The sequence below is a fragment of the Erythrobacter sp. QSSC1-22B genome, assembly GCF_001678665.1.
Taxonomy (GTDB): domain Bacteria; phylum Pseudomonadota; class Alphaproteobacteria; order Sphingomonadales; family Sphingomonadaceae; genus Qipengyuania.
Map to the genome: position 1 here is coordinate 189,918 of NZ_LZRP01000003.1, position 24,836 is coordinate 214,753.

The following is a 24,836-nucleotide window of genomic DNA, read 5'->3' on the forward strand; positions in this document are numbered from 1 at the left end:
CCATTGGAGAGTGCGAGGAGGTGATGTAGGTCAACGCTACTGGGGGAACACATGGCGAAGAAGCCCGATGTGACGAGCAAATACAGTGAGAAGCGCAGCGCGATCGTGCATGCGGCATCCGTACTGATCAACGAAACGGGAGTGCAGGCGACCACACTGACCAAAGTCGCGCGAGCGATCGGGCTCAATGCGACCAGCGTTACCTATTATTTCCCGCGTAAGGACGAGCTGATCATCACGGTCTATGCCGAGACGATCGCCATGTTGAAAAATCTGGCGCAGGAGGCACTGGCCGAGCCGACCGCAGCGGAACGGATCGCTGCTTTCGTCAAGCTGCACGTGGCCCTGCGCGACCGGATCCGGCGTGGTGAGCGTGGTCTTATGACGGCGCTGTCTGAAATCCGCTCACTGGACCAGGAGCATCAGGACAAGCTGCTGCAGGATTACCGCGAAGTCGTGAACGACGTGCGCCTGTTCTTCGGCGAACCGGCGAACGAGCAGGCACGGGCGCTTTACTCGGCGCGGGCGCATATCTTGATAGAGGCGATGCTGTGGTGGCCGGTATGGTCGCTGCGCTATTCGGTGCTCGACTTCCCGCGCGTGGAAAAGAAGATGGTCGAGGTCCTTTGCCACGGAATTCCGGCGCAGCACGGCGAATGGAATCCCTCAGCGCTGCCCGATGGCGGTTGGCGCAGCAATGGCGAGCAACCTGTCCAGCAGAACGACGAATTTCTCAGAGCGGCGACGCTAATGATCAACGATCTCGGTTATCGGGGCGCATCGGTCAACCGCATCGCCGAGGCGCTGAACGTCACGAAGGGCAGCTTCTATCATCACCACGACGCCAAGGACGATCTGGTGATGGAATGCTTCCAGCGCAGCTACGATCGCCTTTCGAAGGTCCAAATGGCGGGGCACAAGGTGGAGGGCTCTTACTGGACGCGGATCTCGAGCGTCCTCAACGAATTGATGGAGCTGCAGTTCTTCGACGCGATGCCGCTGCTGCGCACCACGGCGCTGCAGGCGCTGGACAGCGAGCACAAGACGGATGTCGTGATGCGCTCCAACCGGCTGGCGCGGCGGTTCGCCGGCTTCCTGATCGATGGGTTCGCAGATGGGTCGGTGCGGGCGATCGATCCGCTCGTCGCCAGTCAGATCATCATGTCGACACTGAACGGCGCTTACGAAGCCCGGCGATGGGCTCGGCGGTTCGATGATCCCTCGAGCGCCATCGCGACTTATCTCTCGGTGCTAAGCGAAGGCATGCTGGCCGAGGTCCGAGCCTAGACCTGGCCGATCACCAGGCCACGGGTCGGTTGCGCGGCTCCTTCACCATAACGACAAGCAGAACGAGCGCGGTGACCTGCGCCGCGAGCACGATCGCGAACAGCGGCAGAAAGCCGCTCGCGGCAACCAGCAGGCCTGCGAACACGGGACCGGCTGCGGCGATTGCGCCTTCCAGCGTCGTCACAAAGGCCAGGCGCATTGGCGTGTCTTCGGTCTTGCCGAATTCCAGCACCATGGTGGTCGAAGCCAGCATCCAGCCCGAGCCCCCCACGCCGAGGAAGGCGAAAGCGGCATAGATCGGCCCTGCCGTGTCACCGATGATCAGGAGCGCCACGCCCACAACCGAGCTTATCAGCGCCAGGACATATATGATCTTGAAGCCGAAGCGATCGCCCAGCGGGCCCCACAGGACATTGGAGAGCGTGTCCGAGCCGAGAAACACGAAACTCAAACCGCCGATCAGCGCGCCGTCCAGCCCAAGCTGCGTCCCGGCGTAAACCGTCCAGAATGGGGCGCCGACCCGGGCCATGGTGGAAAAGCACTGCACCACCAGGAACCAGGCGAAGTCGCGGTCCTGCAGGAGTTCGGGAAATTGCCGGATCCGCTGCAGCATGGGCATCTGCGGGCGCGACACAGGCGCAGCGGGTTCCCGGATCATGGTCTTGAGGACCACCAGTCCGGCGCTGGTCAGCAGGAATGCGAACAGGAACGTGGTGGCGTAGCCATTGCCCAGCCACTCGTCGGCGATCAGGTAATTCCCCGCAGCCCATGCCAGTACGGCCGCGATCAGTCCGCCCGCGAAATTGCGATATCCCTGCAACCGCCCGCGCTTGCGGATCGGGATCAGCTTGCTCATCAGCATCTGGAAGGCCACGCGCTGCGCACCGGTGAAGAAACCGAGCAGCAGGAAGCAGGCGAAGGTACCGATCAGCAGCGCGTTGCCGGTAAGGAGATAGCCGGTCAGCGCCAGGCCCAGGATCATCAGCCGCATCATCGATCCGACGCGAATGGCGTAGGACAGGATGTGGCTGCGATGCTCGATCCGCGAGCCGCTGGCGATCGGGCTGATTGTGGCCCCCAGCTGCAGCAACGCTGCGCCCAGTCCAACGGCCGCTGTGCTGCCGGTCAGAAGCAGCAGGTAGGCGGGGATGATCGTCGGCGCATAGATCAGCCGGAACCCTGTCATCCCCAGCACGCCATGGATGAAGTTGGCGAGGTAATTGCGCTTCAGGTTCTCGTCGACGAAACGCGCATGTTCGGCCAGCGCGCGTTGCTGCGCGCCGGCCGCGTCATTCATTCCTTCGGGATCCGCTAACGGATCCAAGACCTCAATAGCCGCCCAGCGTGGCGAACCGGTCTTCGAGATAGCCCGACGATCCGAAGGCATTTTCGAGCACGCGGGCGCGCTTGAAATAGAGGCCGATATCGTATTCGTCGGTCATGCCGATGCCGCCGTGAAGCTGGATGCCCTCGTTCGACATGATGTGGAGCACCCGGTTCGCCTCGGCCTTGGCAATGGTTGCCGCTCGAGCGATACCGAAGCCGGAATCGACCGCCTGCAGCCCCGCTTCCACTGCGCTGCGCATCTGGGCAAGATCCGCAAACAGGTTGGCCATGCGATGCTGCAACGCCTGGAAGCTGGCCAGGACCTGGTTGAACTGCACGCGCTGCTTGAGATAGCCGAGCGTGGTGTCGAACACCGCCTGGGCCATGCCGAGCATCTCGGCGGCAGTGAGGATACGCGCGCGGTCGAGGACATCGTTGAGAAGGCTGTCGCCCCCATTGGCCAGCCGATCTGCCGGCGCGCCGTCGAACGTAACATCCGCATGGCTGCGCTGGTCGGTGAGCTTGCGCGTGGTGAGCGACACGCCGTCACCCTTCTCGACGAGATAGAGCCCGTCTTTGGCCGCGACCACGAACAGGTTGGCACCGTGCGCCTCGGGGACGAACGCCTTGGTGCCGGTGAGCTTGCCGCCCGAGACCGATGCCTCGATCCGTGCCGGATTGTGGTTCGCGCCTTCATCGATGGCGAGCGTGGCGATAGCTTCCCCGCTGGCGAGTTGGGGCAGCCATCTGGCTTTCTGTTCGTCGCTACCACCAAACATGATGGCCGACGCTGCGACCGTGTTCATCACCATTGGACTGGCGGTGAGCGTCTTGCCCAGTTCCTCGACTACGAGGCCGGCGGAAAGATATCCGAAGTCGCTGCCGCCTTGGTCTTCGGGTATAACGACCCCGGCCCAGCCCATTTCGGCCATCGTCGCATAGGCATCGCGGCTGAAGGCCTCGGGCTCGCCTCGGCTGCGCACCTTGCGAAACTCGGTAACCGGGCTTTCGTTGGTCGTCCATTCGCGCGCCATGTCGCGCAGCATTTCCTGCTCTTCGTTGAGAATTGCCATGTCGTGTATTTCCCGTCGCGCTTATTGATGATCCAGCATGCCGAGCACACGCTTGGCGATGATGTTGTTCTGGATTTCGGTCGAACCGCCGTAGATCGTCGTCGCCTTGCCATAGAGCCAGGCACGTACCCCGCCGAGTTCGGCAGCGCTGAACTCATCGCCTTCCCAGCCCAGGCCCTGCAGCCCCATGATCTGGATGGCGAGTTCGGCGCGTTCCTGCCCGAGTGTCGTCCCGAGCTTCTTCAGGGCGGAACTGATTTCGGAGACGCCGCCCAGAGCCTTGGATTCCTCGACCGCGCGCCGCGCCGTCAGCAGGAAGCTGTTCCAGCGAATTTCGAAATTGGCGATCCGGTTGCGCATGACCGGATCGGCCAACCTGCCATCGGCATCCACCTCGCCGTACTTCTTGGCGATGTCCGCAAGGCCGGCGCTCGCGCGGCCACCGCCGCCCGACAGATTGGTCCGCTCGTGCTGGAGCAGGCGTTTGCCGATCGTCCAACCCTGGCCTTCCTCGCCTACAAGGTTCTCCTTGGGCACCTTCACATCGGTGAAGAAGGTCTCGCAGAACGGGCTGGTCCCGCTGATCATATTGATCGGGCGAACTTCGATGCCGGGCGTATCCATGTCGATCAGCATGAAGCTGATGCCCTTGTGCTTGTCCGACCGGTCTGTGCGGACGATGGCAAAGCACTTGTCCGCCCATTGGCCGCCGCTGGTCCAGGTCTTCTGGCCGTTGACCAAATAGTGGTCGCCCTTGTCCTCTGCCGTGGTTTGCAGATTGGCGAGATCGGATCCGGCGTTGGGTTCGGAATAACCCTGACACCAGCGAATTTCGCCGCGACAGATCGGTGGGATGTGCTCTTGCTTCTGCTTTTCGCTGCCGTATTCCAGCAGCGTCGGGCCGAACATCATCACGCCCATCCCGGCGATCGGATTGTAGGCGCCGGCCTTTGCCAGATCCTCGTTGATGATGCCCGCCTGCTTGCGGTTCAAACCGCCACCGCCGTACTCCCTGGGCCAAGTCGGCGTGCCCCAGCCGCGCGCGCCGACAGCTTCACGCCAGATTTTTTGCGCCGGGGTTTCGGCGGTTGGGTCGAGGCCTGCGCCCGCGCTGCGGTTCTTCAGCTCTTCCGGAAAGGTATCGGCTATGAACTGGCGGACCTCGAGGCGGAATGCTTCGGCATCATCTTTTCTGTCGATCTTTGGCTGGGAGGCCATGGCTTACTCCTGCGTTTGGGGGGTCATTGAGCCGGTTGAGGGATTTCGTCAGCATCGCGGGCGGCGGAACGATCGCGTTTTTCCAGTTCCGCCAGACTTGCTTCGTGCGTGGAACGGTCGATGCGGTAGCCGAAGAGAAAACCCGCGCCGCCGATGTAGAGAACGATGAGGGTCGGCACATACGCCAGGGCAAGCATGCGCGGGACTTCGGGATCGATGGTGGCAGGGCTCATTCCCGGAGCGATCCCGACCAGTGAGACCAGCATTCCCGCCGCGAACACCCCAAGGCCCGATGTGCTTTTCTGCATCAGCGTGTTCGCCGCATAGAACAGACCTTCGCTGCGGCGACCGGTCGCCAGCTGGCTCTCCTCCACTACATCGCCCACCATGGCGTGGATCAGGATGGCGGACGAGACACCGCACATCTGGAACATCGCGGAAAATATGAAGATGGCCGGGACGAGGAGCGGGTCGCCGTTTTCGAAGAAAATGCCGCTCAGACGAAGGATGTAGGGCAGGCTGCCGAAAACTACCGCGACGATGGCCAGTCCAAGTGCGGCGTTGCGCTTGCCGACTTTACGCGACGCGATGGGGGCGATGAACATCGCGAGGAAGGCGCCGATCAGGGAATCGATCGTGAGGACGGCGAGCTGGGCAGAATTCAGACCCCAGAGGTAGGTCCCGAAATAGATGCTCAACGCCGAGGTCATCCCGACCGAGGTGTACTTCAGAACGCCGAACGCAAGTATCGCAAGGAAGCCCTTGTGCCCGAACGTGCTTTTCATCTGCACCAGCGTCTTGATCGGGCCGATCTTCTCGGGCGTCGGCGGCATGCGGAAATATTTCACCCTGTGGATCGTACCGAGGCTCGAGATCAGGATCGCGGCAAACATGACCGCCGCGCCGACGATGGCGAAGGTGTGGTAGCCCTCGGGGTTGAGCTGGCCGACAGGATATTCTTCCGTCGGCGCCAGGAACACGAGCAGCGTCAGGAACGCCATACCGACGCCGCCCAGATAGGCGAAGAAGTAGCGGAAGCTCGCGATGGAGGTGCGCTCGTCGTAGTCGCTCGTCAGTTCGGGGGCGAGCGCGCTGCTCGGGATCTCGAAGAAAGTGATGAAGGTCCGCACGCAGCAACCGACCACCAGGATGTACCAGAAGATCTGCATGTCGCTCAGCCCGTCGGGCGGAAAGAACAGGAACAGCAGGCTGCCGGCCGCCGGAATGGCGCTCAGGAACATGAAGGGGTGGCGGCGGCCCCAGCGGGTCCGGGCGGTGTCGGACCATTGTCCGACGATGGGGTCGGAAATCGCGTCCACGCACAGCGCGACCAGGATGGCGAAGGAAACGAGCTCGGCGCGCACTCCGACAACCTGGTTGTAGTAGAGCAGCAGGAACGACCGGAAGGCGACGTCCTTGACGCCATAGCCGATCGACCCGAAGCCATAGACCATCTTGGTCGCGAGGCCGAGTTTGGGAGCGGAGGGATCTGCGACCATTTTCAGGTTACCTTACGGGCGAGCCAAAGGCGCCGTCGCGGATCGTCTGTTCGCGCGCCTCGGCCTCGCGAGAGCGCAGCCGATCGACGTTATCGCGATGCGACGCTTCGGTGATTGGGTAGAAGAAGAGGAACAGCGAACCGATGATCCACAGCCCGGCAGAGGCGGGGATGTAATGGATCAACAGGCTCTTCTCCATCGCGACGGTGACCTGCGACACATCCACCTGGGTCGGGAATTGCGCCAGTTCGAGCACGATGCCGGCGACCAGGATACCAAGGCCGGTGGAGCATTGCTGCATGAAGCTGGACGCAGCGAAGAACACGCCTGCCGTATGCTGCCCGGTGCGAACCGCATGATCCTCCACCACATCCGCCAGCATGGAAGAGGTGTTGATCAGCGAGACCGCGATCATCGCCCCGTAAACGGCACCGATGACGAAAAGGGTCGGCACCAGCCTCGCGTCACCAGGGCGGAAGAACAGATCAAAATAGGTCAATATCAGGGGTGACAGGCCCAGAGTGATCCCGACGATTGCCATGAACATCGACGTGTTGCGCTTGCCGAACCAGGCCGAGAACTTCGGCGCGAGCGGGGCGGCGAGGGTAGCGGCGACAAGACTGTCGAAGGTGAGCAGCGCGAGCTCGCCCGCCTGCAACTTGAAAACATACGTCCCAAAATAGAGCGTCGTCGCTGCATACAGGCCGATGGCGGTGTATTTGAAAACGCCGAAGCCGAATATCGCAAGGAAGCCGCGGTTGCGGAAAGCGCTGAACATCTCCTTGAAATGGGAAGGCGGCGTAGCGCCTTCTCCCAATTCGTCGCGCTGGCGCAAATAGGGGACGCGCCGCAACGTTCCGAGGCCGCAGACCAGAATGGCGATGAAGATAAGTGCGCCACCGAGCCAGGCGAATTTCACATAGCCTTCGGGGTTGAGCTGTCCGAGTTCGAATTCGGGTGTGGCCACGAAAAATACGGCCAGCGAGAATGCGGTGAAACCGAAGGTGCCGACATACCCGAACCAATAGCGCAGGCCGAACAGCTTGGTCCGCTCGGAGTAATCGTCGGTCAGTTCGGGGTTCATGGCGCTCGACGGGATCTCGAAGGCACTGATCGACATGCGGGTGAGCGACGCGATCGTGAAGATCCACACCCCCATCTGGAAGTCAGTAAGGCCGTCCGGGGGGAACCACGCCAGGATAAAGAAAAATGCAGTCGGCAGGGCGGAGCCCAGGATGAACGGATGCCGGCGCCCGATACGCGAGCGGGTCAGGTCGGACCATCGTCCGAGAAAAGGATCGGCCACCGCATCCACCAGCAGGGTCAGCGCGACCGCAATCGACACGATCGAAGCCGGCACACCGAGAACCTGGTTGTAGAACAGCAGCAGATAGGTCGAAAATGCGGCGTTCTTGATGCCGTTCGCGACCGCGCCGAAACCGTAGCTCATTCGCTGGCCGCGCGTGATGGGGGGTATCGTCATGGTCGCCTACTCCGCCGCCTCTACGATTTCCTCGACCGGGTCGTACATGTCCTGCGCCCGCGCGCGGCGTTCGATCAGCGAATAGTCCGGGAACATCGGATCGGCGACATCGCGATATTGGCGCAGGTGTTGCTTGGCGACCGTGACCTTGTGGACCTCGGTTGGGCCATCGGCGATGCCCATCACGATCGAGCCGATGAGGCTGCCGACGAAGGGCATTTCGTTCGACACACCCAGCGAGCCGTGGATGTGGATGCAGCGGTGCGCGATGTCGTGATAGACCTTAGGCATCAGCGCTTTGATCGCGGCGATGTCCTTGCGAACCTTGCGATAATCCTGGTATTTGTCGATCATCCACGCGGTCTTGAGCACAAACAGTTTGAACTGTTCCAGCTCGATATAGCTGTCGGCGATCTGCATCTGCACTGCCTGGTAATCGGCGATCGTACCGGTGCGCGTCTTACGGCTGACCGCCCTGCGGCTCATAGCATCGAGCAGGCGACGACAATTGCCGACCGTGCGCATGGCATGGTGAACACGTCCGCCACCAAGGCGGGTCTGCGAAATGGCGAAAGCTCCGCCCTGTTCGCCGAGGAGGTGATCGGCCGGAACGCGGACGTCGGTGTAGCGAATGTAGCTCTCCGAGCCGTTCTCCTGTCCATAGACTCCGACGTTGCGGACGATTTCGACGCCGGGCGTATCGACCGGCACGATGAACATGCTCATTCGTTCGTGCCGCGCTGCTTCGGGATCGGTGACGGCCATGACGATCAGGAAATCGGCCCACTTCCCGTTGGTCGAGAACCATTTCTCGCCGTTGATTTTCCAGTGATTGCCGTCGAGCTCGGCCTTGGTAATGAAGTTGGTGGGATCGGACCCGCCCTGCGGCTCGGTCATGGAGAACGCCGAGACGATCTCGTTCGCGAGCAGCGGGTTGAGATACCGCGTTTTCTGCTCGGGTGTACCGTAGTGCGCAATTATCTCCGCATTGCCGGTATCAGGGGCCTGGCAGCCGAAGACGATCGGCGCGAAGCTCGCCCCACCCAGAATTTCATTCATCAGACCGAGTTTGACCTGGCCATATCCCTGCCCGCCAAGTTCGGGGCCAAGATGGCAAGCCCATAGTCCCTTGTTTCTCACCTCGTCCTGAAGCGGGCGAACGAGTTCATTGCGGCGAGCGTTCTTCACATCGTAGGGATGGATGCCGAGCAATCCGAGCGGCTCCACTTTCTCGCGGACGAATTCATCCATCCAGTCGAGCTTTTCCTGAAATTCTGGATCGGTTTCGAAATCCCACGCCATCGTTCGCTCTCCGCTTTGGCGCGGTGGTCCACGCTCTTGAAGAAAACATACCGAATTTTCAGAAAGGAACAAGGGCCATGATCGATGCGCGCAAAAGAACACGATAATTGCGCCCTCTCGGGGCCAGATTAATCGGTTCGGGCCAAGGGGGCTTGCTGCAGTTGGCAATGATCCGCGAGAGGCATCGCCCATAGTCCGCGGCAGGGCGAAGCGTGGTCTGGAAGAGTCGCCGGAAGAAATCCGTGCCTCGTGCGGCAGGACCTGGAGCGCGACTTCTGGCAAAGCGTTCGCTTCCACCGCCCTTGCCATAAAACAGCCATGCGCACGTCGCCGCTATCGGTCAGCTGGATGCCTTGTCCCTCGCGCTAGCTGCGCGCCCGGCTTTGTCGGGCAGCATCCAATACCCCGAATCCGGATTTTTCTTACCCCCGATTTACCCCCCACTTGCATCTGGCCAAGGGCGGATCGTCTTGGAAGGAGTAGGACTCGGAAATGTCGGAATCGTGAAGGCTAGCGTGTAGGTCTGGACGGTCTTGGGCCGCCTGGAACAAAAAAGTAGTGGCGGAGACGGAGGCCGCTAATTACGATTGATACTATTTGTTTTTTTACGAAGCTTTCAGTTCAGCCATAATCTCTGCCATAACATTATGCGCGTTCGTTGGCGGTTCACAACGGTCCTTACCGAACGATATGCGCAATTGGCCTGATCGCTTCAACCGTTGCATGCACAGCCCTTACCAGCTGCGCAGGCCTTTCGCAGGCAACCCAGTTAGAGTCGAATGGCACCGGTAATCCGAAGTCTGTGATTGCCAATCATTCACAGCTGATGGAGATCGCGAAGATGCTCGCACTCCTAGCCGCTATCGCCATCATCCCAGCTGGTCAGTCCTTCGATTGCACACCCGTCGCGGTATGGGATGGCGATGGTCCGGTCTGGTGCGAGGAAGGACCGCGCATTCGCCTTTCCGGCATTGCGGCACGTGAGATGGACGGCACCTGTAGCGTAGGCCATCCTTGCCCCGATGCGACAGCCGAGGACGCGCGAGACGCATTAGTGTCGCTGGTGGGAGTGCCGACGGGTCGATCATCACACGGACACATCACCGTCGAAGGTCCAACGATGCGTTGTCTGTCGGTTGGTGGTGGTGGCGGAAACAGAATGGCAGCCTGGTGCGTGTCTACTCGTGGCGGTGATCTGTCTTGCGCTATGGTCAGCGGAGGCTGGGCAGCACGCTGGGATCGGTATTGGCGCGATCACAAATGTTGATCGAGGGAGCGGTCAGCGCTCGTTGGTTCGCCGAACGTCTGCAAAGGTTTGCTCCATTGTCCGTCAGCTTTCGGGAAGCGCAAATCTCAGCGCGAATGGCGTATTCTGGGGTGGTTCGCTGACATTCCTGCTGGACAGCAAAACGCCGCCAGTCTTTCGATCAGCGGCGCTCTGCAATACGCTTGGAGTTCCAATCAAGCGTAGGAGACGGTAACTTTCTGACGCCGTTTTGCAGCCCGCATAGCACCGCCAACAAAGCCAAAACCAAGCAGCATCATAGCCCATGTGGTGGGCTCAGGGACTGCCGGAGCAGTGCCCGTCGAATAGAGTCTGGAATTGGAGAGGCCGGCAAGATTAAAGCCAATGCTGCCAAACCCACCTGCGACATTTCCGGCGTCAAAACGATAGAAGGCCGTCGACTGGTATCCGACACCCGCAGGATTTCCACGAGCCGCCCCAACGTGAAAGCTGACCACAGTATCGCCAAATAGGGGCGTCATAAAGTTCACGCTGTTGCCACTCAGGCTGTCCAAATTCTCCAGCCAAGTCAAAGTTTGGCCGGTATAGCTCGTTCCAAGGAGCGCATTCAAAGCGGTTGCGGAGTCCGCTTTCATCTTTGGGCTGCCTCCGTTCAGGTTGCCTCTATACCAGCCGCCACATGCGCTTGCAGACGGAGTCACATCCGCTAGGGCACAATCAGTGCTCCCGAGAACAAGCGCGGCAGATGCTGGAGCTGAAAGCCCGAACGCACAAATCGACGCACCGAACGCCATCAGAACTGCCTTGCGCATATCTCGCTCCACCACCGGTCCGACTCAAATTCGAGTCAAAGTAGGTTTGATTACTTATCGGGCGCGGCGCGAATCCTTAGAAGTGGATGTCCCATTCAGGAACAGGCGAGGGGTCGAGCGAGAGATCGCTTCTGAGCTTCCAGGCCCTGGTGAGGCGTCACCCGCCACGCTGTTTGAAAAAAACAGGTCAGAGGCCAGCTCCTCTGAATGCCCGGAATTGGGTCGCTTGCAGACAGGCAGGAAATCTCGGCGATCTGGAAAAAGCCGCCCTTCAGCTAGCGACCCATTTGCCGAACTCGACTTACGGGGATATGATTGCTTGGCCTCAGCGCATCCAAGTTGGCGGGAGCCGGGAACCAAATGAGACAATGTCCTAACTGCAATTCACGGATTAGCTTTTTCACCTTCGCTTACCCTCGCTTTTCTGACCCGATCAAATGTCCGGCGTGCTCGGCGAAGCTAAAGCTCTATGGCGTATTCGCTTGGGGGACCGAGTTGGCCCTTTTGCTTATTTCCTACGGAATTTACTCGGCCATAAAAGGTAATTTGGTTGAGCTACTCTTCATGCTTCCAATCAGTGCGGTTTTGGTTTTTCTCCAGTATCATTACGTCGGCTTGAGAATTCTAAAGCCCGGCTAGGCGCGATACGCTGGTCCGCTTACCACCCCAATATCGGTCACGCTGCACCCAGTTAAGCGCACCCGAAAGCCGACGTTCGGCTTTACCCGGTGTTCAGCCAAGACCTGCCCTTCAGCAACCGACCCATGTGTGGACACTCGGTCAGCCAGTTGGTTTCCCGAAAGCTGCTATTTAATCGAACTACGCTTACGATGAGATATGCGCCGTTCTCAGCTGCTCGCCTGTTAACCCCAAGCACTGGACCAGAGTAGGATTTTGTTTCCATTGCCAATGCTCCGAACCCCGTCGTTGAAGAAGTGGAAGTATTTGCTGCGGGTGCCTTGCTGCTTGGCAACTTCCAACCCGGAGTGAGCAGCGAAAACCAAGACTCGCGATGATGGTTAAGTCATGTTAATACTCTCTCACGGGCGTAAACGAGTTGCCGACGCGAAGAATCGCGCGGGGGCTAGGAGAAGGGAGCACGCACATGAAACACGGACTTCTACTTATCGGCAGCACACTCGCGCTCGCCCTACCACAGGCCGCATCGGCGGCGATCATCTGGACCGATTGGACGCAAGCCGGTGGGAACACTGTCGTGGGCACGGTCGGCGGTGTTGGCATAACCTACACGGGCGATGTCGTCGCTCCGACGCGGGTCAGTGGGGCCGGTATTCAATACTGGAACCCGTTCCCCAGCGGCGATGGCCCTTTCACGGGGCCCGATCCACTGGACATTATCGCCACCAGCACCAGCGGAACGAAGACGATCGTGTTTGGATCGGCTGTCACCGACATCTACCTCGCGCTCAACAGCTGGAACGGTCAGACGGCAACTTTCAATGCGCCGTTCACCGTCCATTCCGATGGGTGCGGATACTGGGGTTGCGGCACGGCGGTCGTCAGCAACGGTAACACGACGGTGTTCGGCGATGGCGAGTTGCACGGTATCCTGAAATTCTCGGGGACGTTCACCAGCCTCACCTACACCGACACGTTCGACGAATACTGGCACGGTATTCAGGTCGGCATCGGCAGCGCTGGCGCGGTGCCCGAGCCATCGACGTGGGCGATGATGCTGCTTGGCTTTGGCTTCGTCGGTGGCGCGATGCGTTCTGCAAAGCGGAGGCGGAAGGTTACGGTCTCCTACGCCTGATTACACTTTTCAGATCAGCTCAAGCGCCGTTGGTCGAAAGGCTGGCGGCGTTTTGCTGTGTGGCGGAGTGTCAGCTTGCCACCCCAATTTTGGACGTTCGCAGCGTGAGCGCGCACACGTAGGAGCGGACCGGCAGCTTGCCCTCTATCTCTGCTGAAAGCGGCATGGCAGCAAACGACCCACTTGCGGCCATTCGCGTTCGGGAGCAGACTTGGCGAATGGGGAACTTCGGCTTTTCGAGGCGGGCATTGAACCTCTCAATTGGGTGGGGGGCTATTCTCGTTTCCTCCTGCCAACCCCCAGAGGCGGGCAGCAGACACTCCGACACCACCGCCTCACCCGAGCCTTACTGGCTTGCTACTCCCTCCCTGCCTGCGCAGCCTCCAGCCTTTTGCACGACGGCGAGTGCAATCATGCAGAGCCAGTTCGAAGTGACGGACATCAAATGCAAAGCATCTTCGGCGACGGGCTATGGGATCAGAGGTAAGCGACGGGGTTCGGAAGTCGTGGTGCTGCTCGGCGCTAACGAGGAATGGTTCGCCTTCGCCTATCTGGCTAAAAAAGAGCAGTCCCCGGCTCGTCTCTCTGATACGGAACTGGGCGGTCTCGTCGATAGCCTTGAGCAAGCCTTTCTGGTCCCAAGCTAAACGTCCGCTCCCCACCCAATTCACGTCGTTCCCAGTGGGTCGTCACGACCCTAAAACCGGCCAGGCTGCTATCGTCAGATTGTTACCAAAAGCTGCCTGTCGCGAAACGACCCTAATTTGCGACGTTGCGCGCTGCCCTACCATTGCCCGAAAACCGACATTGAAGGAGAGGTACTTTGGGATCATTTCACGTCATACTTTCCGGATGTTCGGGTGGCGGGAAATCGACTCTCCTCGCGGAACTGAGCCGTAGAGGATTTGTGGGTGTGCCCGAACCAGGTCGTAAGATTGTAGAAGAAGAGTTGCGCGGTGATGGTACAGCACTGCCTTGGATCGACCTGACCGCATTCGCGAAGCGAGCTATCGACATTGCGGGTGCCGACAAAAAGCGTTCTGCAGATGAAACCGGTTGGGTATTCTTCGACCGTGGTTTGGTGGACGCTGCTGTGGCTCTACAGCAGGTTACAGGGCGATCAATACACGAAGTGCTAGCGTTCTTCGAGCGTTATCACGAAAAGGTTTTCTTGGTGCCTCCTTGGCCTGAAATCTACGTGAACGATGATGAGCGGCAACATAGTCTGAACGAGGCTATCTCGGAATATGATCGCCTTACTATCGCCTACCAAGAGCTTGACTACGAAACGATCATCGTTCCAAGAATCAGCGTCGAGGAACGAGCAGATTTCGTTCTCCGCCATCTCACCTAACCATTTTGCGACGCGCTTAGACCGAGTGTCTGCTTTTTCCGGCTCGGTAGTTGAACCCGACCGTCGCAAAACCACCCCACTTTCAGTCATTCGGGGCGGAGCGGCTCGATCCTTAAACCTGCCGGGCAGCTATCGCCTCCATTTTGCCAGAAGCGGAATTTCTCGAAGCGACTCAAAAGCAGCCATTGGGCGCTCTCACGCCATGGGCGACATCAAGCCTAGAAGGGCGACGCAGCCGATCACTAACGCCGCCAAGCTCAACTCGGTAAGCAAGCTGCTGCGTAGTTGCGGCAGCAACGACGCAGCAGTCAGCCGTCCATCCAAGCTCTCCCGCGCGGCGCGAGGACCGAGCCGCGCATTGCGCGCGGCGAACAGAAGCATCGCGCCAACCAAGGCGATCTTGATTGCCAGCAGAACGCCGTAGGGCGTTCCTAAAACCGCGATGCTCATCTCGAGTCCGAACACGAGGTGCGCGTTCAAAATGCCGGTCACGGCGACGATGCCCACTAGCGTCGCACCCAATGGAGCAAAGCGGTGCATTGTTTCCAGCAAGGTGGCCGTAACTGGGCGGTCTGGCTGTCGATGCGCAGCCAAAACCAGATACGCGAACCATCCGATCGCGCCTAGCCACAACCCCGATGCCAGCAGGTGCAGCGCGTCGTTCAGCCGGTGCAACAGGCCCAACACGCCCTCGTTGGCGGCCGCGTGACCACTCCAGGGCAGGGTCGCTATGGCCAAGCCTAGGAGTATAGCGGCTGCTGCCCGGCTCCAGGGTTTCGGCGGCAACGCCAGCGCACCGATTGCGGCGATCAGCAGCGCAAGCCGCGCAGCGAAAGCCCAGCCCAAGTTGGTCGACGCGACCATGACCTCGATTGTCGCCCACTCCAGCGCCGCGACCTGCTGCCCCATCATTTCGGCAATCGCCACGAGGATTAACGCAGCGGAGATCACCGGCGCAACGATGGCGCCTGTGAAGACGATGCCACGCAACTCCGGCAGGCTTCCGGTCGCAGCAAGCCTCCCGAGACACAGTTCGCGGAAGGCTAACAGTCCGAACAGGCCAAGTAGCAGGGCATAATGCGCAAACCGCAGTAGCGGGTGCAGCCAATCATCCATCGCGCCGCGCTCAGCCTACGGTAAAGGTAACCGAACCCTTCATCCGATGACCGTCCGCACCCGCAGCCTGCCAGCGCACGTCGTATGTTCCCGGACGCAGCGGCTGGCGCAGCTTCACAGTCATCGTCTTGTTGTCGTTGGACCAGCCGGTTGTGAAGTTGCGGATTGCCATCTCCCCATGGTTTTTGACGCCAGGCATCGCCGTCATGACGACGCTGGCTGCAGCCGTGGGCGGAAGCAGCGCTTCGCTGAAGGTTAGTGTTACTGAGCGCGGTCTGGCGACGGTGGATCCCTGCGCCGGACTGGAAGCCACCACCTTGGCGTGAGCCAGAGCAATTGAAGGAGCGGCGAGGGCCGCGGCGGCTAAGGCGACGCCGCCAATGAGTGCTTGAAAACGCATGGGTGTAATCCTTCTCGTCAAAACCAAAACCGGATGCCGGCGACGTAACTTGTAACGCTCGGGTCTTCTCCGGCACCGCGCGCGTAATCAGCGCTGCCACCCACCCGCCAGCTTTGCTCAACACCGATATAGGGGGCGAACTCGCGGGTGATTTCGTAGCGTAGCCTTAGACCAGCCTCGACCTTGTCGATGCCTGAACCGATGCCCAGCATCGGGACGTCCTGTGCTGACAGGCTTACTTCGGCGCGCGGTTGCAGGATGAGCCGCTGGGTGATCCGTTGATCGACCTCGGCCTCGATCCGGGCGGTTACATCGCCGCGATGAGAGACGAACAGCGCTGCGTCGACCTCGAAAAGATAGGGAGCGAGACCCTGGATTCCGAGCACCGCATAAGTGGTGTCTGGCCCCGCCACGTCCTGCCGCAACCCAGCCTGGATGTCCCAGAAAGGCGCGACGGCACGCGAGTAAAGCGCCTGCACCTCGGCGTCCTCCACCCGCTCGCCAAAAGGGCCTTCGCCTTCGCTTTTGAACCAGAACCGGCTGGTCGGGCCACCATAGTAGCCTTGTAGATCCCAAAGATAACCGTCGTCGCCCTCCCGCATTTGCACTTCAAGCCGGTCTCCCTGAAACCAGAACACGGAGAAATCGCCATGCGTTTCGCGCAAATCGCGCCGGGAGTCCCTCATAGCGTCGGCACCCCAAATCGCATCTGCAGCGCGAGGTGGCCCGCTACCCGCCTCTGGTGGAGGTGGGGTCTCAAACTCCGGTCCGGGAGAGATTGATGTCTCCATCTGTCCGTGGTTCATAGCGCTGTGGTCCATGGTGCGATGGTCCATCGTGCTGTGGTCGATCGGGCTGTGGTCCATGGAGTTCGGAAGTTCGGCCGAACCAGTCGCTGAAGAGGCGTGACCGGCGTGCGGATCCGTGGTGGTTGCTTCGGGTTCCGCTGTTTCGGACTGCTCGGGCGTGGCGTGACCCGCATGCTGCCCATGATCTATGGTGCCGTGGTCCTGCGCCAGTGTCGGTGTCGCGAGCAAGGCGCTGCCGAGCAAGGGCAGCATTAGAGCATGCGATCTCATGCTGCGCCCTCCGGCCCAACCACAGTGACCGTCTGCATCATGCCGGCATGCATGTGGTATAGGAGGTGGCAGTGGAAAGCCCAATCACCTGGTTCGTTGGCAGTCAGGTCGAAGGTTGCGCTGGCTCCGGGCTGCACAACGAGCACGTTCTTGCGCGGCTGTTGCGCTGGAGCTTGGCCGTTCACAACCTCGAAGAACATACCGTGCAAGTGAATGGGGTGTCCCATCATTGTATTGTTGACGAGTTTCACCCGCACCCGCTCATTCCATGCGAAGCGGATTGGCACGTCACTGATCGCCGAATACATCTGGCCGTCGAACGACCACATATAGCGTTCCATGTTGCCGGTCAGGTGAATTTCCAGCAAGCGAGAGGGCTCCCGCGTGTCACGGTTTGGTTCAAGGGCGGCAAGCATCCGGTAGTTGAGCACCCGGTGTGGAACCTCGCTCAAGCCGATGCCTGGATCACCCGTTTTATCGACAGGCGACATCGACACCATGTCGACGCCTGGCCCTACCTTGACGTCTGGGGGCAAGAGTGAGGTGTCCCGCATGCTCATGGCGTCCATGCTGTGACCACCCATTGCCATACCAGCCATCGCACCGACACTCGGCTCCGCCGGAGGCACATGACCCATGGCCGTGTGATCCATGGCGTCTGAACCGGTCTCGGCCGCGACACCAGTCATCGCGCCTTCGTTCGCAGCCGTGTGGTTCATCGCGCCATGGTCCATATCGCTCGAGCCATGGTTCATACCCATGTCGGCCATCGTCAGCAGTGGCGGATCGCGCAGGGCTGGCACGGCAGCTCGAGCACCGGGACGGCTCGCCAGCATCGCCAGCGCCATGCCCGACCGGTCCATAGACTCACCCACGATGGCATACGCTTCAGCCTTGCCCGGCTCGACGATGACATCATATGTCTCGGCGGTGCCAATCTGAAACTCATCGACTTCGACCGGCTGAACGTTTTGCCCGTCTGCAGCAATGATGGTCATCGGCAAGCCAGGGATTCGGACGTTAAAGAAGCTTTGCGCCGAACCGTTGATAATGCGCAGGCGCACTCGTTCGCCGGAACGAAACAGGTATTCGAGGCCTTCCTCGGGGCCGCGGCCATTCGCAAGAAAGGTATAGGTTGGTGCGCCGATGTCCATGATGTCGGTCGCGGGCATACGCATCTCGGCCCACATCCGGCGCTCCTCGCCCGACAGCGGATAATCGTCAGTCCAGCTCGTCTGCTGCCGATTGAAGTAGCCCTCTCCGGTGCGCAACCGGCTCATGATGAAATGCGGATCGAGTGTGGTGAAGTCGCTCAGAAGAAGGATGTAGTCGCGGTCATAAGCGACCGGCTCCGCGCCCGCTGGATCGATGATCATGGGTCCATAATGACCCGACTGCTCCTGGAGCCCCGAATGGCTGTGATACCAATAGGTGCCTGCCTGCCGGACTGGAAACTCATACACGAATGTCTCGTGTGGTTTGATGCCTGGGAAGCTGATCCCCGGCACACCATCCATGTGGAACGGCAAGAGCAGGCCATGCCAGTGGATTGAGGTGTCCGCGTCGAGATGGTTGGTGACGTTCAAGCGGACATTCTGACCCTCACGCAGCCGGATGAGCGGACCCGGAACGCTGCCATTCACGGCAATGCCGGGACCTCGCCGACCCTCGACAATGCGGTGGCCGCTGCCAACAGTCAGGTCGATAACGTCGCCGCTAAGCTCGCCAAATCCTGCCGGGATCAATGGGCCCCCGCGTCCGTGACTGCTGCCGTGGACGCTATGGCCCTGCGCCCATGCGGGGATCGCCAGCATGGACGCACCGACACCCAAACCGCCCAGAAGAGTCCTTCGCGAAACTAGATTCGTCATTGTCTTGCTCATCCTTTGGCGAGGTGATACTATACCCCCCTATGGTATTGCAAGGGGTAAGAGGGAGCCGATGACAAAAGACAAGACTGCCATTCTCAACCGGCTGAAGCGCATCGAAGGCCAGGTTCGAGGCGTGGGCCAAATGGTCGCCGACGAGCGTTACTGCATTGACATCCTGCATCAGGTGCAGGCGGTAAAAGCTGCGCTCTTAAAGGTGGAAAGCGAGATCCTGAAGGATCACGCGGCGTGCTGCGTGTCCGAAGCGATCGCATCGGGCGATGCTTTCGAACAGCGTGTTAAATTTAATGAGCTGATCGACCTGTTTGAAAAGGTCAAACGATGACCGCAAGCAGGACGGCGACCCTATACCGCATGGTGATGGACAAGCATGTCTGTCCTTATGGGCTAAAAAGCAAATACCTGCTTGAAAGCTCGGGCTACGCTGTTGACGATCGCTGGCTGACAACGCGTGAAGCGACCGACACGTTCAAGGCCGAGCATGGTGTAGAGACGACCCCGCAGACCTTCATCGATGGCAAACGCATCGGTGGTCACGACGATCTTCGCCGCCATCTTGGCAAACCGGTGCGCAATCCCGACGCTGTAAGCTACCGCCCGGTGATCGCAATCTTTGCCATAGCGGCGCTGATGGCGTTGGCCGGAAGTTGGGCGACGACAGGCGCGCTGCTTACCGTGCGCAGCGGCGAGTGGTTCATCGCGATTTCAATGTGCGTTTTAGCGATCCAAAAACTGCAGGACGTCGAATCCTTCGCCACGATGTTCCTCGGCTATGATCTACTCGCGCGGCGCTGGCTCCCCTATGCCTATATCTACCCTTTTGCCGAAGGGCTGGCGGGCGTGCTCATGCTGGCACGCGCGCTCGATTGGCTGTCGATTCCAGTCGCGCTATTTATCGGCGGTATCGGCGCGGCGTCCGTGTTCTACGCGGTCTATGTGCAGAAACGCGAGATCAAGTGCGCCTGCGTCGGTGGGGACAGCCGGGTTCCCCTGGGCGTTATTTCTTTGACGGAAAATGTGATGATGGTGGCCATGGCCCTGTGGATGCTGTTGGAACCTATGGGAGAGATGCCATGACCTACACCCGCTTTCTGGCGATGATAGCGACTTCGACTGTCGTGATGTTCGGCCTGATGTATCTCAATACCTACGCACTCGACCATATCTTCTACAGTCAGACGCGCGCCTGGATGGCTGTCTATATGGGCGCAGTCATGGCGATTATCATGCTCGCCTTCATGTGGAAGATGTATGACGGAACGTCCGCGAAGCTGACAATTGTCGGCGCATCGATCCTCGTTTTTGCTGGCTCGCTCTACCTCGTGCGTAGCCAAGAGACTGTCGATGACGTCAGCTACATGCGCGCGATGATCCCGCATCACTCGATCGCGATCATGACCAGCGAGCGAGCGAAAATCCGCGATCCACGCGTTCGTGCTTTGGCGGATGACATCATCGAAGCGCAGGTCAGGGAAATTTCGGAAATGAAACGACTGATCGCTGATCTCGAGGCACAGCCAGTTACGTCGGGTGCCCCCATCTTGCAGGCGGTGCCAGTGCAAATCACAGAAACGGGGAATTGATGGCAAACGGCATCAAAAGCCAAGAGGGGGATGGGCGACACCGGAATACGCCCGAAGAATTATCCGAAATTCGCCAACGTGCGCTGGCGAGATGGGACAATGAGGGGGGTGCGAACGCCTCTATGGCTCAGATTGCTGCCAGTGCTGTCCCTGATATGACCAACACCGAACTGGTTCATCTGCGTATCCGGGTCATCGCGCTTGAAAATCTTATGATCGCTGTTCTGGCAGAGGGGTCAGAGCAGCAGCGCCGGATGGCACGCGAGATGGCCGCTCTCATTACACCTCGACCGGGATACACCCAGCATGAGCTGACTATTCATGCCGCCGATCACATAACTGATCTGGTTGAACGCGCAGATCGGTTTCGCACGGACTGACGCCGCAGAGACTGTGCTCATCCCCGCAGGAGCAGCCCTGTGGTCGCACCCAGACACCAGCTGCACCAAGGGAGTTAGACATGCAAAATCCTACACTTGGCCGCCAAATTGTCCACTGGGGATGGACGCTCAGCGTCTTCATTCTCCTCAGCTTTCTTGTTTGTGTTGCGTTCGGCCTGCTGCTGCCCGGCCGATTCCATATGCATGAGGCGTGGGCTCCGCTGCTGCCGGGGTTTGAATGGCTGACTTGGTCCGGCTTCATCGCAGGCGCAGTCGGTAGCTTTCTGTATGGCTGGTATATCGCGGTATTGATCGTGCCGCTCTATCGCTTCTTCGGGCGTGGACGGCCGTCATGAGCGGCTATATTTGTCCTATGCATACTGAAGTCCGGCGGGACGAGCCGGGCGATTGCCCGGAATGCGGAATGCATCTCGTATCGGACGGCGGCCATCAAAGCGGCGCGCCTACCGAAGGTCACGCTTCGCATGTCCAGAAGGACCACCAACAGAGCGATGGCCTCTACGATCAGGTGCCAGAGGGATTCACCGGCACGGTCTATACGTGTCCGATGCACCCACAAATGCGCCAAACCAAAATGGGATCGTGCCCAATCTGTGGAATGGGCTTGGAACTGGAATCAGCTGGAATGGCCGAAGATGGCCTTAATCCCGAGCTGGTCGATTTTAACCGACGGTTCTGGGTGGGGACCGTGCTTACGATCCCGCTGTTGATTCTCACCATGGGGCCGTTTCTCGGCCTTGGCATTCGCGATACGATTGGCGAACGCACCACGCTTTGGATCGAATTTGCTCTGGGCACGCCCGTGGTCCTTTGGTGCGGCTGGCCGTTCCTTTTGCGCGGTTGGAATTCCTTCCGGACGATGAACCTCAACATGTTTTCGCTGATCGGCATGGGTGTGATGGCCGCCTGGCTGTTCAGTGTCGTGGCAATTATTGCGCCCGGTATCTTCCCATCCGGTTTCCGCGATGCCGAAGGCAATGTGGGCGTCTACTTCGAGGCGGCAGCGGTGATCGTGACCCTGGTCCTGCTTGGCCAAGTCATGGAACTGCGTGCTCGCGAAGGCACGGGCAAGGCTATCCGCGCCTTGCTTGACCTTGCGGCAAAGAGCGCGCGGATCATCCGGGCCGATGGGACCGAGGAAGAGGTTGCGCTCGAGGATGTTGCCGTAGGAGATCGGCTGCGCGTCCGTCCCGGGGACAAGGTGCCCGTCGACGGCCTTGTGCACGACGGACGCTCTTCGGTCGACGAGAGCATGATCAGCGGCGAGCCGGTTCCGGTGGAAAAGGTCGCCGGCGATGATGTCACCGGAGCGACCATCAACGGCACTGGCACCCTGATTATCGAAGCGACCCGAGTTGGGTCGGAAACCATGCTGGCGCAGATTGTCGGCATGGTGGCGGCGGCCCAGCGATCGCGCGCGCCGATCCAGAAATATGCCGACAAGGTGGCCGGCCTGTTTGTTCCTGCCGTCATCGGTATCGCTGTTCTCGCCTTTATCGGCTGGGCAATCTGGGGCCCGGCACCGGCGCTCTCCTATGCGTTGATCGCCGCGGTTGCGGTGCTCATCATCGCTTGCCCCTGCGCGCTCGGCCTGGCGACGCCGATGTCGATCATGACCGCGACCGGTCGCGGCGCGCAAGTCGGCGTTCTGATCAAGAATGCCGAGGCGCTCGAGCGGTTCGAGACCATCGACACGCTGATCGTCGACAAGACCGGCACCTTGACCGAAGGCAAGCCGCGGCTGGTCGCGGTAATGCCCGAGGAGGGCTTTGACGAAGTCGAAGTCCTGCGACTGGCCGCATCGCTCGAACGTGGATCGGAGCATCCTCTGGCCGAAGCCATCGTGCGCGGTGCGGAAGAGCGCGGCGTGGCGATAGACGAAGCCAGTGAGTTCGAGGCTATCACCGGCAAGGGCGTCAAAGGCACAGTCGGGGGCCAGGCTGTAGCGCTGGGCAATATCGCTATGGTGCGCGATTTGGGTCTAGAGGCAGGGGCGCTGACGGGTAAGGCAAATGCCCGGCGTGACGAAGGCGAGACTGTCATGTTTGTGATGGTCGGCGGCAAGGTTGCGGGTCTGGTCAGCGTCGCCGATCTGGTCAAGGAAACCACCCCTGTTGCGCTCAAGGAACTGCATGCGCTCGGCCTGCGGATCATCATGGCCACCGGCGACAATGAACGAACGGCCAAGGCCGTAGCCGCGCGCCTCGGCATCGATGAGATCCGTGCCGATGTTCTCCCCGAGGACAAGGCGCGAATTATTCGCGAGCTGCAGGCCAAGGGCGCCAAGGTCGCAATGGCGGGTGACGGGGTCAATGATGCCCCGGCACTGGCCCAGGCCGATGTCGGTATCGCTATGGGCACCGGAGCCGATGTTGCCATCGAAAGCGCCGGGATTACCTTGGTCAAAGGAAACCTCGACGGCATCGTGCGCGCGCGGCGACTTGCCCGTGCCACCATGCGCAATATCCGGCAGAACCTGTTCTTCGCGCTAATCTACAATACGGCCGGTGTGCCGATCGCAGCAGGCGTGCTGTATCCCTTCTTCGGCATTCTCATCAGCCCGATGTTCGCCGCCTTTGCAATGAGCGCATCCTCCATCTCGGTGGTGCTGAACTCGCTGCGGTTGCGGAGCACCAAGGTATGACCGAGACCGGGCACGAGGGTCATGCGGCAGGAGGTGATCACGATAATAATCAAGAGAGCAAGGGGACGATAAGCCTTTACGGTGGCATCGCTATGGGCACCGGCGTGATGATCGGCGCGGGCATCTTCGCGCTGACCGGACAAATCGCCGAACTTGCAGGTCCCCTGTTCCCCCTGTCGTTCGTGGCCGGCGCGCTGGTTACGGCTCTAGCCGCATACAGCTACATAAAAATGTCCAACGCTTGGCCGTCCTCCGGCGGGATCGCGATGATACTGCAAAAGGCTTATGGTCCAGGGGTGGTGGCAGCTTCCGCATCGCTCCTCATGGCGCTCTCGATGGTCATCAACGAGAGCCTGGTCGCGCGAACCTTTGCCACATACGCGCTGCGTCCATTCGGCATGGAACAGAACAGCTTGCTTCTGTCCACGCTGGCCTTGGCTCTAATTGTGTTCGCCTATCTGGTGAACGCAGCGGGCAATCGCTCGGTCAGCGGATTTTCGCTGGTCATGTCGGCAATCAAAATCGGTGGCATCGCCATTTTCGCCGTGACCGCCATCTGGGCGAGCGGCCTGTTCTCGGGCGCGTTCACCCAAGATGCGTCGATGGCGAGTGGAGGATCATTCCTGGCGTCAGTTGCCTTTTCCATCCTTGCCTTCAAAGGGTTCACCACAATCACCAACAGCGGCGGTGAAATTGTCGACCCACACCGTAACGTCGGTCGGACGATAATCTATTCGATCATCATTTGTATCGCTACCTATCTGCTTGTCGCTCTGGCCGTCGGTTCGAGCCTGACTATTGGCCAGATCGTGGAAGCACGGGATTACTCGCTGGCTGCGGCGGCCAGACCGGCGCTTGGCCAGGTTGGTTTCTATTTCACGGTCATCATCGCCCTTGCGGCGACAACCTCCGGCGTCATCGCAAGTGTTTTTGCCGTGTCGCGCATGCTCGCGATGCTGACCAAGATGAAGATGATCCCGCACAGCCATTTCGGTATGAGCGGCAGCATCCGCAGCCACATGCTGGTCTATACGGTCGTGGTCGCAGGGGCGCTCGCCGTTCTGTTCGACCTGTCACGGACCGCTTCGCTGGGTGTATTTTTCTACCTGGTCATGGATATGCTGGTCCACTGGGGCGTCTTTCGTCACCTGCGCCACGAAATCGGCGCGAAGGCGACGGTCCTTCTGTCAGCCTTGGCTGCCGATGGAGTGATCCTCGCCGCTTTCACCATGATCAAGCTTCGTTCGGATCCGGTGATTGTCGCTTACGCCTTCGGAGGGATCTTGCTGGTATTCGCTGCCGAATGGATATTTCTTTCGCGGCAATCCCGCGAGGGGCGAGAGTGAATTT

At 60.0% G+C, this 24,836-nt stretch carries 22 protein-coding genes; 11 read left to right on the forward strand and 11 right to left on the reverse strand.

Annotated elements, in window-relative coordinates:
- The first annotated feature begins 51 nt into the window (after positions 1 to 51).
- On the forward strand, positions 52 to 1,287 hold the full coding sequence (locus tag A9995_RS06870; protein ID WP_067610693.1) for a TetR/AcrR family transcriptional regulator: 1,236 nt from the start codon (positions 52 to 54) through the stop codon (positions 1,285 to 1,287).
- A gap of 10 nt (positions 1,288 to 1,297) precedes the next feature.
- On the opposite strand, the gene A9995_RS06875 is transcribed toward A9995_RS06870, so the two are convergent.
- From A9995_RS06875 to A9995_RS17355, 7 genes are all read right to left on the reverse strand, one after another.
- The gene (locus A9995_RS06875; RefSeq protein WP_067610695.1) at positions 1,298 to 2,584 is read right to left on the reverse strand and encodes an MFS transporter; all 1,287 of its coding nucleotides are present in this window, start codon (positions 2,582 to 2,584) and stop codon (positions 1,298 to 1,300) included.
- Positions 2,585 to 2,615: 31 nt separating this feature from the next.
- Positions 2,616 to 3,686, reverse strand: a complete 1,071-nt coding sequence (locus A9995_RS06880; RefSeq protein WP_067610697.1) for an acyl-CoA dehydrogenase family protein — start codon at positions 3,684 to 3,686, stop codon at positions 2,616 to 2,618.
- Between the two features lie 21 nt (positions 3,687 to 3,707).
- Complete coding sequence (locus A9995_RS06885; protein ID WP_067610699.1) at positions 3,708 to 4,904, reverse strand: acyl-CoA dehydrogenase family protein; 1,197 nt, start codon at positions 4,902 to 4,904, stop codon at positions 3,708 to 3,710.
- Between the two features lie 23 nt (positions 4,905 to 4,927).
- A complete protein-coding gene (locus A9995_RS06890; protein ID WP_233998122.1) occupies positions 4,928 to 6,358 on the reverse strand; it encodes an MFS transporter in 1,431 nt (476 codons plus the stop codon).
- A gap of 52 nt (positions 6,359 to 6,410) precedes the next feature.
- Positions 6,411 to 7,886 (reverse strand): MFS transporter, encoded by a 1,476-nt coding sequence (locus A9995_RS06895; protein ID WP_067610703.1) that lies wholly within the window; start codon positions 7,884 to 7,886, stop codon positions 6,411 to 6,413.
- Between the two features lie 6 nt (positions 7,887 to 7,892).
- On the reverse strand, positions 7,893 to 9,188 hold the full coding sequence (locus A9995_RS06900; RefSeq protein ID WP_067610705.1) for an acyl-CoA dehydrogenase family protein: 1,296 nt from the start codon (positions 9,186 to 9,188) through the stop codon (positions 7,893 to 7,895).
- Positions 9,189 to 10,649: 1,461 nt separating this feature from the next.
- Positions 10,650 to 11,069, reverse strand: coding sequence for a PEPxxWA-CTERM sorting domain-containing protein (locus A9995_RS17355; RefSeq protein ID WP_233998123.1), 420 nt, complete (start codon positions 11,067 to 11,069; stop codon positions 10,650 to 10,652).
- Positions 11,070 to 12,351: 1,282 nt separating this feature from the next.
- Between A9995_RS17355 and A9995_RS06905 the strand changes: the two genes are divergently transcribed.
- The 3 genes from A9995_RS06905 (at position 12,352) to A9995_RS06915 (ending at position 14,374) form a co-directional block, all read left to right on the forward strand.
- Entirely contained in the window at positions 12,352 to 13,020 is a 669-nt protein-coding gene (locus A9995_RS06905; protein ID WP_067610707.1) for a PEPxxWA-CTERM sorting domain-containing protein, read from the forward strand.
- Between the two features lie 413 nt (positions 13,021 to 13,433).
- Positions 13,434 to 13,667: a hypothetical protein gene (locus A9995_RS16575; protein WP_145916842.1), complete on the forward strand. Its 234-nt coding sequence runs from the start codon at positions 13,434 to 13,436 to the stop codon at positions 13,665 to 13,667.
- Between the two features lie 176 nt (positions 13,668 to 13,843).
- Positions 13,844 to 14,374 carry an AAA family ATPase gene (locus tag A9995_RS06915; protein ID WP_067610711.1) on the forward strand — a complete coding sequence of 177 codons (531 nt, stop codon included), beginning with the start codon at positions 13,844 to 13,846 and terminating at the stop codon, positions 14,372 to 14,374.
- 195 nt (positions 14,375 to 14,569) lie between these two features.
- Here A9995_RS06915 and copD read toward each other — a convergent pair whose 3' ends face one another.
- The 4 genes from copD to A9995_RS06935 are packed head-to-tail and all read right to left on the reverse strand — an operon-like array spanning position 14,570 to position 18,840.
- Positions 14,570 to 15,490, reverse strand: a complete 921-nt coding sequence (gene copD / locus A9995_RS06920) for a copper homeostasis membrane protein CopD (RefSeq protein WP_067610713.1) — start codon at positions 15,488 to 15,490, stop codon at positions 14,570 to 14,572.
- A 10-nt stretch (positions 15,491 to 15,500) separates the two neighbouring features.
- Positions 15,501 to 15,890, reverse strand: a complete 390-nt coding sequence (copC, locus tag A9995_RS06925) for a copper homeostasis periplasmic binding protein CopC (protein ID WP_067610715.1) — start codon at positions 15,888 to 15,890, stop codon at positions 15,501 to 15,503.
- Positions 15,891 to 15,907: 17 nt separating this feature from the next.
- A complete protein-coding gene (locus A9995_RS06930) occupies positions 15,908 to 16,951 on the reverse strand; it encodes a copper resistance protein B (RefSeq protein ID WP_082992540.1) in 1,044 nt (347 codons plus the stop codon).
- A gap of 14 nt (positions 16,952 to 16,965) precedes the next feature.
- Positions 16,966 to 18,840, reverse strand: a complete 1,875-nt coding sequence (locus A9995_RS06935) for a copper resistance system multicopper oxidase (RefSeq protein ID WP_067611040.1) — start codon at positions 18,838 to 18,840, stop codon at positions 16,966 to 16,968.
- A 70-nt stretch (positions 18,841 to 18,910) separates the two neighbouring features.
- Between A9995_RS06935 and A9995_RS06940 the strand changes: the two genes are divergently transcribed.
- The 7 genes from A9995_RS06940 (at position 18,911) to A9995_RS06970 (ending at position 24,832) form a co-directional block, all read left to right on the forward strand.
- On the forward strand, positions 18,911 to 19,183 hold the full coding sequence (locus A9995_RS06940; protein ID WP_067610717.1) for a metal-sensitive transcriptional regulator: 273 nt from the start codon (positions 18,911 to 18,913) through the stop codon (positions 19,181 to 19,183).
- A complete protein-coding gene (locus tag A9995_RS06945) occupies positions 19,180 to 19,935 on the forward strand; it encodes a MauE/DoxX family redox-associated membrane protein (RefSeq protein WP_067610719.1) in 756 nt (251 codons plus the stop codon). Before A9995_RS06940 ends, A9995_RS06945 begins: the two co-directional genes overlap by 4 nt.
- The gene (locus A9995_RS06950) at positions 19,932 to 20,441 is read left to right on the forward strand and encodes a DUF305 domain-containing protein (protein ID WP_067610721.1); all 510 of its coding nucleotides are present in this window, start codon (positions 19,932 to 19,934) and stop codon (positions 20,439 to 20,441) included. The genes A9995_RS06945 and A9995_RS06950 overlap by 4 nt, the downstream gene beginning before the upstream one ends.
- A complete protein-coding gene (locus tag A9995_RS06955; protein ID WP_199797225.1) occupies positions 20,441 to 20,821 on the forward strand; it encodes a hypothetical protein in 381 nt (126 codons plus the stop codon). Before A9995_RS06950 ends, A9995_RS06955 begins: the two co-directional genes overlap by 1 nt.
- Positions 20,822 to 20,901: 80 nt before the next feature.
- Positions 20,902 to 21,177 (forward strand): DUF5676 family membrane protein, encoded by a 276-nt coding sequence (locus A9995_RS15980; RefSeq protein WP_082992541.1) that lies wholly within the window; start codon positions 20,902 to 20,904, stop codon positions 21,175 to 21,177.
- Positions 21,174 to 23,486 carry a copper-translocating P-type ATPase gene (locus tag A9995_RS06965; protein ID WP_199797226.1) on the forward strand — a complete coding sequence of 771 codons (2,313 nt, stop codon included), beginning with the start codon at positions 21,174 to 21,176 and terminating at the stop codon, positions 23,484 to 23,486. Before A9995_RS15980 ends, A9995_RS06965 begins: the two co-directional genes overlap by 4 nt.
- Positions 23,483 to 24,832, forward strand: a complete 1,350-nt coding sequence (locus A9995_RS06970) for an APC family permease (RefSeq protein WP_067610726.1) — start codon at positions 23,483 to 23,485, stop codon at positions 24,830 to 24,832. Before A9995_RS06965 ends, A9995_RS06970 begins: the two co-directional genes overlap by 4 nt.
- Positions 24,833 to 24,836 lie beyond the last annotated feature (4 nt).